Here is a 10,420-nt window from a genome sequence, read left to right on the forward strand (position 1 = left end):
ACATGACGGTGACCGCCAGGCCTAGCAGAACCGCGGCGGCCTGAGCAGCACAAAGGTAAGTTTGGATTCCTTTGCCGACTGTGGCAGTCGACCCCAAGCGTCCGCCGAGCTTGTGCTGCGCGCGCCCCAGGAGCGGCATCAGCAACAACGCGGCCCCCGTCAACACAATGCCTACCGACGTAGGGTGCGACGCGTGATCCTTGAACAGGTGGTGGATGGACTCCGCGCCGATATAGGGAGCGCTGAGCCAAAATGACACTGCCACGCCCCGTTGCGCGCGAAGCTCTGCCGTCTCGGACAGGGTGCGCCAGCCGCTAAACCGCCAGATCACGATGAGGCTGGCCATCGCTTCGGGCCCGCTGCCCAACGCCCATGCGGTCAGCGCGATCGATCCCGCGGCCACACCCTGCCACAGGCCGATTCCCCCATCGACGACCACGAACACCAGACTGACCCACGCCAATTGCCGCGCCCATCGCGCGGCCCGATGCCATCGGGCATCGAGCCCGCGCGCCGCCGCGGATTCATGAGCGATTGCGGCGCAACACATGTCGCTCACGATCCCCACGGTTACCGCCGAATTGAGTGCGGTCATGATGCGCTCCCCATGAGCACGCCGCGCATGATGACTGCCGACTCCGGCGCATCTACGCGTGAAAATCCCGACGGTGAGACCGTGATCGTCAGCGCCGTCTCGTAGGCGGTCACTGCCGCCCTAACCTGCGTTGCGGCCCGCTCGGCGGTGGGGGCCAGCCATTTGAGGTACGGCGCGACCGCGTCAGCCATCGATGCCGCCGCACGACCGTGCCACGAGTCATCTAGTCCAGAAATCACCGCGTCGAAAGGCGCTGCAGTGGAATAGAGTTCGGCCAGTCCATCCCACACACAAGCAGCGACCAACATCGGGCCCACTCCGGGACCGCAATACAGTCTGGCGGAGATGATCTCCGACGGTAATGCTCCAAAATCGACCTCGTTGACCGGCAGATCCGTTGCGGATTCCGTTGGTGACGAAGCCGATAGCAACGTGGAGGCGTTGCTGACCATTCCGGTAGTCGGCGCTGTCGTTGCGTGTGTCGCTAAGTTCTGTGGCCAACCGGGATATGTCATGTCGGCGACCGCAGCCACTGACTTGGGTGTGCGGCTGTGGTAGGGCATTGCGTACTCCTGTACGACGTAGGTTTTGCGAAAGCGACCCACACACTCAGCGGGGTCGCTTCAGTGGTGGTGTCACATATCCGAGGACGGCACGGCGGGAGCCGGTACATCCGATGACTCGATGCAGTTCGATTGACAGATAACTCAGGGTGTCGGCGAGTCAATCCGTCGATTTCGTCGATACCGAGGACGCGTCGAACGAGTAAGAATCACCGCCGCCCAACGCAGCGTCGAACGATTTGACGCTGATCTATCAGCGCCGCGCGAGACAGAACCGCGTCAACATGTCGTGGCCGGTGACAACAAAGACTGGCCCCCGAGGCGGGCCTCGTCTGCTCTGCAGACAGTCAAAGCACAAGCCGACGGTCGCAACCAGTGCGAGCACGCCGAACGTGAGAAAACCGGCGACCCAACGAGGGAGATCCCCCACAGCCGCCGATTCGGGACACGACGGCGACAAACCTCGATCGCACTGCGTGTGGTCCGCGTTGACCGCGAAGACACCACGGGCTGAGGTGCTCGAGCCGTGGGCCGCATCGAGCGTGACAGTCGCGTGCCGAGCATGCTCGGCGGTGCCACCGAGTAGCCAGACTGCGGCCGCGATGACAATAACCCATCGCACAAGTGGCTGTCTGGTTACGTCGCGAGGCACAGTGCCTTCAAATGTAGCAGCAGTTCAACGCCGGGTATCCAACGTTGCGGCCCTGATGCCATTTATGCATCGGACCGTCACGGCGCTCAGGAGACTCTTGGTTGAACGCGTGTGCGGCCGCGAAACGTTGAGTGCCGATATCCTCGCGCAGCCGAGCACCAAGGAGATGGGTCTAAGGCGAGCGCAGTATCTCAGATGCGGCGGCTTCGTCACCGTCATCGAATCTGACGCTTGGTCAGCGGGTCTGGGGTTTCCAAATACAACAAGTGTCCCCTGGAATGGAGATCTCGATCAAATGAGTCCAAACCGAAGCCGGCCGAGGCCACTGATCCCGTCCGTTGTGTGGAACATCATGGCGTTGCCGCGTGGTGATCACCGAAGAGGCGTAGTCCATTGAGCACTACCACAATCGCGGTGAACGCGTCGATGGCGATGGCTGGGCTCATTCCGGCCATTCCGGCGATGGGGGCGATGCCGGCGAGCAAGATCAGTCCTTTGATGATCACTGATCCATACACGTTCGGCTTGACTACCCGGAAGGTCTTCTGCCCCAGGCCCACACGGTAGGGAATGGTGCCGATCGCATCGTTCATCAGGGTGACGTCGGCGGTCTCGATCGCCACGTCGGACCCGGCGCCCATCGCGATGCCGATATCGGCGTGGACCAGGCTGGGCGCATCATTGGCGCCGTCACCGATCATCGCCACCCGCCCGGAAGGTGGTCTGCAGCCGCTCGTCCAGTTTCGGTCTTTGCTCGGGCAGTAATCCGCCGTACACCTAGCCGGTGCTGCGCGGCCACCACGCGGGGCGCCTCGGGACGCAACTCGCCGCTGATGCCGATCACCCCGATGACAGTGTGGTCTTCGCTCACCAGCATCGCGGTCTGCCCGGCGATCTCCAGCCATTGCACTTTCCGCAACACGTCATCGCAGGTCGCGGCGCTCGCGCCGAGGTGTTGCAGATTGCCGATGGCGTGCGCGCTGGTAGCGCACACGAGACATTTGGCGATGGCTCCTCACCCGGCAAGGTTTGCGAAGTTGCCCATGCGGTGCGCCGTGACACCTTTGTGCGCAGCGGCGGTGGCGATCGCCGCCGCAAGAGGTGTGAGGAGAATTTCTCCAGGCCCGCAGCCTCGGCGAGCACATCGAAGTCGGTGGCGCCGTGCAAAGCGATGACTTCGGTGATCACCGCTACACCGACGGTCAGTGTCGTGGTCTGGTCGAAGGCGGCGACTCGGATCTGGCTGAGCACCTCACAGATAGCGGCCACCCTTGATCAGAACCCTCATTTTCGCCGCGCCGCCGATCAGCCCGCCCTCGGCGACCACAACCAGCGCCGACACGACCAGGGCATCCGGGCAGGCCAAGACGAGTAGGACGAGCGCGCGACCGAACCATATGCCGAATACTTGGCCCCTCAGCAGCGGCGGCACCACCGCTATCAGTACGGCCATGCCCACGGCCGCGGGAAGATAGTAACTGGCGAACCGGTCCAGAAAGTCCTGCATCTTGCGGACGGGATTTCTGGGCCTGCTCGATCGGCGTGTGACGTTCGCCGGAACATTGTCCGGGGCGGCTTTAGTGACTTCAATTTTCCAAATAACCGCTCAGGTTGAGCGTGCCCACGAACACGGTTTCACCGCCAAACTTCCCTTTGGGCCCGCTTCCACCGGATAATACTGGCCTCAGCCACCGGCGACTCGGCGCCCACCACGACCCCATCGAGGGGCACTGAGTCTGCGGGACGGACCGCCACGATCGCGGCGGGCTACACCTGATCGACCGGTAGCACACGGCCATCGGCACGGTGGGCGGTCTTAGAGGAGCGGTCGATCAATTCGAATACTGCTTTCTGTAAACGGGTCTCGCCGAACGCCTCGAAAGCCTCGCCCAGTGCGAAGAAGAACACCACCGCGGCCTGACCTAAACACACCGCCTCGATCGCCGCCACGCTGACCAGCAAGTTAATAGTGATCTTACGCCGCAAAAGATCCCTTAACGCGGCACCGCCACGGGGACACCACCCGCGCCAAGCGGCAGCTCCAACAGCCCACACGCCTGAGGCGATTTCAACCAGCTCCCAACCAGACCCGCCGCGAATGCCGCCGCCGCCAACCCAGTCAAAGGGTTGTTACACGACCGTTGCCCAGCCACGACACGGTCGTCACTCATGCTTGAAGATGCGAACGGATCTGCGACGCAGTTTGCGGCCGCCGCGCTGTCGGACAAATCTTTGAGTCCACTTCCCGCCAGTCGCCGGTCGGCTACTCGCCATCCCCGTCCGCACCCCCGTCCGCGGCGTCAGCACCGCGACGTTCGCCCGGGACGATGACTAACGGGCACGGCGCGCCTTGGGCGCACTGCTGGCTGACAGAGCCCAATAACAACCCACGAAAGCCCCCGTACCCGCGTGACCCCACTACCAGCAACTCAGCGTCGGCGCCCGCAGCGATCAACACCCGCGCCGCCGGGCCCTCCTCAACGACGGGCATGATCTCGACCCCGGCGGTCTCGATGCAGGGGTCAGCGAGCGCGGCGTGTAGCGTTTGGCGGGCTGCCTCGATGAGGGGCTCGCGAAGATGCCCGAGCGCCAGGTGACCGACATAGCCCTGGTGGTAGGGCAGCTGCCAGGCATGAACGGCGCGTATGACACTGCCGTGGTGGCGCGCTTCGGCCACCGCCCACCGTAGCGCCCCCAACGACCCGGGGGATCCATCGACACCTACCGCAATAATGGACACCCAAACCCCTTCCCGCCGTCTAGTGTCACGTCCGGCGGCCCACCCGCGATCCGCGGGGGCGAGTCGAATCTCGTGAGCACACAGCCCGTCTAGCTGCAACAAGCCGAATGATAGCGCGGCAAACACCTGGCACGATAAGCAACACGGCCAGGGCACCGCCCTGCGCGCATCCTCTCACCTGACTGTGCTACCAGATCGATCCGGCTACACGGACCTTCGCAGTGGCGCTTACGTACCTTCCTTTCCCGGGTCCGCCGTGGACGGGCACACGCCACGTGACACGAACATGCACATTGCAATATCAACATATGTGTGGCTGGGTAAGCCGTTGCGCTCGTTGGTGATTACGGCTCAGCAAAACCACCGGATCACGGCGAGTCAAGGTGGCGTCCTGTCCTCGCCTTAACGTCACAGATTCGGGGTGCGCCGTTCTAGGATTGACACCACCGCACCAGCTCAACGCCCGCGGCGTGGGTTTCTATCTTCGCAATGCGTTACTACGGGTCAAGTGGGATGGTCTGATGGTGGAGGGTGGCGGTGCTGTGATCGATGAAGCGGCCGAGTGGTTCACGACATTCGACGCCGAGTTTGCCGTCGTGGGCCGGTGAGCGCGCGCTATCTCGGGGTGTTGTGTTGTCCCCGTTGCGGATTGCATGCACCCGAGGATCGAGCGTCGTTGGGATGCTCTGCGTGTGCACGTCGCGGTATCGGAGTCAACGTCAACCCCGCTTACGCGTTGACAGCTGGCGTTTTGCCATGCGAGGCCTCCCAACCGGGGATCTTCGGTTTCCGCGAGTTGCTGCCGTTGGCGCCCGACGACGTCGCGGTGAGCCTGGGAGAAGGTGCGACGCCTCTGGTTGCGTTGAACCGGCTGGGTCCTCGAGTGGGATTGCGCAGACTCATGCTCAAAGACGAAACGCGCAATCCGACGTGGTCCTACAAAGACAGGCTCGCGGCGGTCGCGATCACCAAGGCGGTCGCGTGTGGAGCGTCAACGGTCGTTGTCTCGTCAACCGGAAACCATGGCGCAGCGGTTGCGGCCTACGCCGCGGCCGCGGGGCTGGGCTGTGTGGTGCTCACGGTGTCGTCCGTACCGCGCGAGATGCACGTACTGATGCAGGCGTATGGCGCCTGTGTCGCCGCCTACGACAAAGGCCCAGGCCGATGGTCGGTGCTGCGGGCCGCAGTCGAAGAGTTCGGCTGGATGCCGATATCTGGGCTGGTGATCCCCCCCATCGGATCGAATCCCTTCGGCATCGAGGGATATAAGACGATCGCCTACGAGTTGTGGCGACAACTCGGCGAAACGCCCGACCTTGTTGTGGTGCCCACAGCCCATGGCGATGGATTAGCCGGTATTCGCCGAGGGTTTTCCGACCTTATCGGTTTGGGTCTGGCCGAGCGCATGCCGCGGTTGGTTGCGATCGATCCTTTCGGCGCCTATGCGCGCGGGCTGCGTTCCCCAGAGGGCGAGCAGCCAACAGTTGCCACAGGGGCCTCGATGGCGTTCTCGGTCGGCGCGCGTGTAGCGACCTACCAAGGATTGGATGCCATCAGAGCCACCAATGGGACAGCAGTCGCCGAGCCAAGCGACAACGCGGTCGCGGGTATGCAACGCGAATTGGCCTCAACTGAAGGCTTTTACGCAGAAGGCGCGTCGGTGTTGACGCTGCTGGCTGCTCAACAACTTGCCGCGAGCAAATGGATCGGCCCCGATGAGGTGGTGGTGGTGTCAACGTCGACCGGGCTGAAGGATCCGGGCGCTTCGGCAAGGCGCCTGAGCAATGTCCCCGTTCTCGAGCCGACCCTGGCAGCCCTTGAGGAGGCGTTGCCAGCGGGGATGTGCCGATGAGCTTTCGGACGCGATCGCGCGAATCAGCGACCGAGCGATTGTATTTCGTCACGTGTGTGCCAAGGCTCGAGTGTTGACGGCGGGTGAAAAGTAGGCTCCCGTTGCGACGCGTCGCTACCAGCCCCCGGTCGGACCGCCGTCAACAGGGAGGGGCTTTCGTGGAAATCTTTCACTCCAATTTTGTGTCGGCCTCTTGCGGAAAAATTGCAGACTCCGCACGTCCACGCTTTCGCCAACCATCGCCTCGGCGATCGCGCTAATTTCCGTGGTCCCAAGCCATGACCGCTCGCGATAGTGGTGTTGAAGTCCTGGTTGGAAAGGCCGCCCACCGTGCGCGTGCCCAACGGCATCCACCGGCTTGCAAATCTCGGATGCCAGGTCGGAGTCGGGCTGGAAGCTCGACCCGTCTGACACAAGATTGCCATCGCCCATGGGCGCGTCGCGCATAGGTCGGTTTGCGGGATTCATGTCTGGTGGTCGGGCAGCGCGTGGTCGTTGACGCGTGTCGCCCATATCTTGCGGGGTGGTCGTCCACCGTTTGAGCGTGTACGTCGAAGCGGCCCGCCAACGCGCGCATCTCGTGGTCATGAAACGTGTGATCACCTGAATTTCTCCATCTCTCAAACTGGTGGCGGTTAGTGTCCACGTCCGCAGGGTTGGCCGGCTTGAAATCAACTGCACTCCATCCCTTTCCGTTACCCGACGGCTGGCCAGTGTGGCAGCATCGGGGGGCGGGTCAAGTACCGGGTATCCGCAACGGCGGTACCGGCCGCCCCACGTCCGGCCATACTTGCCAGGGGGATCCCGGGAAAGCCGCCTGCCACCGTTGGCGGAGCGGTTAGCGGGGTTCCTCCCAAAACCGAAGCGACAGAATTGATCGGCGGAGCAATCGCAGTCCAGGTCGCCGGCACCGACAGTGAGCCGATCGAGGCCGCCTGGCCCGCGCCCGCAGACACCGCGCCGCCCAGGCCTGCGAGCCCGCCAAGCGGACCTGCCAACGCGGAACCGAGCCCCCCGGCGGCAGCGTCTCCCATCGCCTCCCCGACCGCGCTTCCAGCGCCGGCACCGAGCAGACTCAGAAAAGGAGCGACCGTGTTACTTGGCATGAAGAAACCGGACGAGAATATGGTGTTCCAGATATTGGCGTTGGGGCCCAGCGGCGAATTCATCAACCAACCCAAGATGTCCGATGATCCCGATGAGGACGACCCGCCAGATGCAGCCAATGTACCCAGCATGGTCCCACTCCCCGACAACGCCGACCCAGAGGACGCGGGTGTCGCGAGGTTCTGCAGCGCCGGGGGCACCCCTGACATCAGCTGCGACAGCGCCGCCTGCGTGCTCGTGTTGGCCGACGTGGCGGTGGTGTGAGTGACCGCCGCGGCCTGGTCGGCCAGCCCACCAACGCTGGCGTTCTGCTGCGGTGCGCTGAACGGGGTCACCTCGGTGGCGACCGCCGACGATCCGGCATAGCTATACATCGCCGTGGCGTCCTGCGCCCACATCTCGCCGTAGTGGGCTTCGGTGGCCGCGATCGCTGGGGTGTTCTGCCCCAGGATGTTGGTCGCGATCAACGACATCAACAAACTGCGGTTGGCTGCGATCACCGGTGGGGGCACCGCCGCCGCGAGCGCGGCCTCATACGCGGCCGCCGCCGCAGTGGCCCGAACAGCGGTCTGCTCGGCTTGCGCCGCAGTAGTGTTCATCCACATTGCATAGGGCGCAGCCGCGGCCGCCATTAATGTTGACGCCCTGCCGCGCCACGCGTTGCTGGTCAGCCCCAAGATCACCGCAGTATAGGAGGCCGCCGCCGAGCGCAGATCAGCGGCCAGCCCATTCCAGGCGGTGGCGGCGCTCAGCATCGAAGCCGAACCTGGGCCGGAATAGATTTTGGCCGAGTTGACTTCGGGCGGTAAAGCGCCGAAATCCGTTGCTAGAGTCATTGCCCTTGCTCCTCTCTTTAGCGCGCTGCTCTTGTGTTGGCGGCTTCGGTAGCTGCAAGCGAACCGGCGCTGACAGTCAGCTTGGTCACAACATTTGGTGAATCGCGGCCGCGCCGCTGGGGCGCTCACCCCCTGGTGCATTTGGGCGTGCGCGGCGAATTGTGTTGCGGTCAGCGCCGATACCTCGTCCCGCCGCTGCGGCAACCAGGCCTGTGGTCTGGACGGCCGCGGCGGTATTCTGGGCGCTCATTGCCGCGCCGATGCCGCGCAGATTGGCTGCCGCCGCCAAAGTTTTTGGCACGATACTTGCGAATGACATAGGACCACTCCTTGAGAGACGGGCCAAGCCCGACCGCTGCGTGCGTGTTAAATCGCACGCTGACCCCACGCGTCAGCGATGTGCAGACGCGCGTGAAAGAACGATCAGCGCAAGCTGACTCAGATAGCGAAAACGGCGCCGGGGCCGGATCGGAACGAAATGGTCATCGATCTCGGACTCGGATAGGGACTATCACCCAGACTCATCTCGCTCTCACCTCCTCACGGCCAAGGCACACGGGGGTGCCACCACAGTTGCACAAATGGGGTGAGACGGGCCCGGCAAAGTGAACCGCGACCGCGGCACCCCTCTCGTCAGAGCTTTAGCACCACACGGCGTATCCGACTTGAGCCGGAAGCCACTTGGGCTCAACCCTTAAGCCGGGAAGAGCTGTCCTGACCCTGGGCGTCTTTCGACGTTCGAGGTCAGCGGCCTGTGTCCGTGCAGACGCCTCACCTAGCGAGGTGCATGCGGTCGTAATACTGGCACTTCGGCCCATGCCCGTCAACCCGGCGTGTCGACTCCACCGAACGCGTGACTAGCTGCCGTCGATGCTCCGCGTGAGAATGTGCGTTCGGCCTGTACGCCGCAATTAACCGGTGCCCGAGAACGTCGGCGCGCAAAAGGGCCTGACCTCATCGATCGGAATCTATCCGCGTGGCACGTCAACATATCCGCAGACCTGTGGCCAATGCAACACGCTCTACATCGTCCGCCGTGGGCGGAGAATGTAGCCCTCCCGGTTGCGAACCACCCCAGCTCTTGTATGCGCGTGCGAGGCAGGGTTGGCCCGCGCGTCCAATCCTTTAGCGCTCCCCGCCCGCCGGCAGCCTCAACCGGGCCGGGGTCATGGATAACTGCTGTATCCACCAAACCGTGCGATCATTGTTCGGTGACACCGGCACCGCCTCGCGTCGATGATGGTGAATTACGTTATCCAGAATGGTTTTTGGCGTTCCTGGGGGATCGGGCCATTCGCAAGCCCTCACCACACACCGTCAAGGCCTACCGACAGGACTTTACCGCGATCGCCGCGCTGCTCGCTGGTACCCCCGGAGGCGTGGTGCACCTGACGCCAGGTGCGCTTACGAAAGATGCCATGCGGGCGGCCTTCGCAGCTTATGCCCACACCCACGAGGCTGCATCGATCCGGCGCTGCTGGTCGAACTGGAACACATTGTGCGACTTTCTCTACGCAGGTGAGCTCGTCGCCGGCAATCCGATGCCATTGATCGGCCGACCCAAGGTCGCGAAGACGCTTCCGAAAGGCCTTGGTGCTGACACGATCTCCGAGCTCCTGAGGGGGATCGACGACGACCGCGGTTCGAGCCGCCGCTCTGACTGGGCCGAGCGCGACCGGGCCATCGTGTTGACGGCTGTGCTCGCTGGACTCCGCGCGGACGAACTCGTGCGCGCCGACATTCGTGACATCCGACCGACGAATGAGGGCGGTGTGGTTCAGGTGCACGGCAAGGGCAACAAGGACCGCCGGATACCGGTGGAACAGCCCCTGATTCACGAACTTGAGGCCTACCTGGACTCCCGAGCGGCCCGCTTCCCTGGCAGCACCAAACGGCGACCCATTGCTGGTGGACTGGCCGCGTGGCCGGCCACTTCCCCATTGTTCGTCGGCAGTGACGGTCACCGCATTACTCGCGGCGCGCTGCAGTACCGGGTGCTACGTGCCTTCAAGAAGGCCGGGCTGGACAGCCAGCGCGCGCGAGGAGTCCTGGTGCACGGCTTCCGGCATAGCTTC

Annotated in this window: 12 protein-coding genes, 1 pseudogene and 1 riboswitch; of the genes and pseudogenes, 3 read left to right on the top strand and 10 right to left on the bottom strand. The window is 63.6% G+C overall.

Annotated features, from left to right (window positions below; genetic code table 11):
* The 8 genes from AC5Y7V_RS30965 to AC5Y7V_RS31000 all read right to left on the bottom strand — a co-directional run.
* A partial coding sequence (locus AC5Y7V_RS30965; protein WP_499883761.1) for a cation diffusion facilitator family transporter occupies positions 1-550 on the bottom strand: 550 nt, incomplete at its 3' end.
* 41 nt (positions 551-591) lie between these two features.
* On the bottom strand, positions 592-1,047 hold the full coding sequence (locus AC5Y7V_RS30970; RefSeq protein WP_499883752.1) for a PPE family protein: 456 nt from the start codon (positions 1,045-1,047) through the stop codon (positions 592-594).
* A 364-nt stretch (positions 1,048-1,411) separates the two neighbouring features.
* A complete protein-coding gene (gene lpqS, locus AC5Y7V_RS30975; RefSeq protein WP_499883753.1) occupies positions 1,412-1,810 on the bottom strand; it encodes a putative copper homeostasis (lipo)protein LpqS in 399 nt (132 codons plus the stop codon).
* Between the two features lie 350 nt (positions 1,811-2,160).
* The gene (locus AC5Y7V_RS30980) at positions 2,161-2,511 is read right to left on the bottom strand and encodes an ATPase P (protein ID WP_499883762.1); all 351 of its coding nucleotides are present in this window, start codon (positions 2,509-2,511) and stop codon (positions 2,161-2,163) included.
* Positions 2,508-2,804 carry a hypothetical protein gene (locus AC5Y7V_RS30985; protein WP_499883754.1) on the bottom strand — a complete coding sequence of 99 codons (297 nt, stop codon included), beginning with the start codon at positions 2,802-2,804 and terminating at the stop codon, positions 2,508-2,510. Before AC5Y7V_RS30985 ends, AC5Y7V_RS30980 begins: the two co-directional genes overlap by 4 nt.
* Positions 2,805-3,062: 258 nt before the next feature.
* On the bottom strand, positions 3,063-3,317 hold the full coding sequence (locus AC5Y7V_RS30990) for a hypothetical protein (RefSeq protein WP_499883755.1): 255 nt from the start codon (positions 3,315-3,317) through the stop codon (positions 3,063-3,065).
* A 260-nt stretch (positions 3,318-3,577) separates the two neighbouring features.
* The gene (locus AC5Y7V_RS30995; protein ID WP_499883756.1) at positions 3,578-3,772 is read right to left on the bottom strand and encodes a hypothetical protein; all 195 of its coding nucleotides are present in this window, start codon (positions 3,770-3,772) and stop codon (positions 3,578-3,580) included.
* A 301-nt stretch (positions 3,773-4,073) separates the two neighbouring features.
* Positions 4,074-4,706 (bottom strand): universal stress protein, encoded by a 633-nt coding sequence (locus AC5Y7V_RS31000; RefSeq protein WP_499883757.1) that lies wholly within the window; start codon positions 4,704-4,706, stop codon positions 4,074-4,076.
* Between the two features lie 281 nt (positions 4,707-4,987).
* Between AC5Y7V_RS31000 and AC5Y7V_RS31005 the strand changes: the two genes are divergently transcribed.
* Both AC5Y7V_RS31005 and AC5Y7V_RS31010 read left to right on the top strand, forming a co-directional pair.
* Positions 4,988-5,158: a hypothetical protein gene (locus AC5Y7V_RS31005; protein WP_499883758.1), complete on the top strand. Its 171-nt coding sequence runs from the start codon at positions 4,988-4,990 to the stop codon at positions 5,156-5,158.
* A gap of 218 nt (positions 5,159-5,376) precedes the next feature.
* Positions 5,377-6,402 carry a threonine synthase gene (locus AC5Y7V_RS31010; RefSeq protein ID WP_499883763.1) on the top strand — a complete coding sequence of 342 codons (1,026 nt, stop codon included), beginning with the start codon at positions 5,377-5,379 and terminating at the stop codon, positions 6,400-6,402.
* 695 nt (positions 6,403-7,097) lie between these two features.
* Here AC5Y7V_RS31010 and AC5Y7V_RS31015 read toward each other — a convergent pair.
* The gene (locus AC5Y7V_RS31015; protein WP_499883759.1) at positions 7,098-8,345 is read right to left on the bottom strand and encodes a PPE family protein; all 1,248 of its coding nucleotides are present in this window, start codon (positions 8,343-8,345) and stop codon (positions 7,098-7,100) included.
* Between the two features lie 17 nt (positions 8,346-8,362).
* Positions 8,363-8,664, bottom strand: a pseudogene (locus tag AC5Y7V_RS31020) (PE family protein).
* 299 nt (positions 8,665-8,963) lie between these two features.
* Positions 8,964-9,135, bottom strand: a riboswitch (M-box (ykoK) riboswitch).
* Positions 9,136-9,556: 421 nt separating this feature from the next.
* On the opposite strand from AC5Y7V_RS31020, the gene AC5Y7V_RS31025 reads away from it, so the two are divergent.
* On the top strand, positions 9,557-10,420 hold an 864-nt coding region (locus AC5Y7V_RS31025), incomplete at its 3' end, for a site-specific integrase (protein ID WP_499883760.1).

The organism is Mycobacterium sp. NGS34 (assembly GCF_059812845.1).

Bases quoted from the DNA above. Each gene is read 5' to 3' on its own strand.
- AC5Y7V_RS31015 (WP_499883759.1), bottom strand. From the start codon at position 8,345: ATGACTCTAGCAACGGATTTCGGCGCTTTACCGCCCGAAGTCAACTCG.
- AC5Y7V_RS30980 (WP_499883762.1), bottom strand. From the start codon at position 2,511: ATGATCGGTGACGGCGCCAATGATGCGCCCAGCCTGGTCCACGCCGAT.
- AC5Y7V_RS30990 (WP_499883755.1), bottom strand. From the start codon at position 3,317: ATGCAGGACTTTCTGGACCGGTTCGCCAGTTACTATCTTCCCGCGGCC.
- AC5Y7V_RS30970 (WP_499883752.1), bottom strand. From the start codon at position 1,047: ATGGTCAGCAACGCCTCCACGTTGCTATCGGCTTCGTCACCAACGGAA.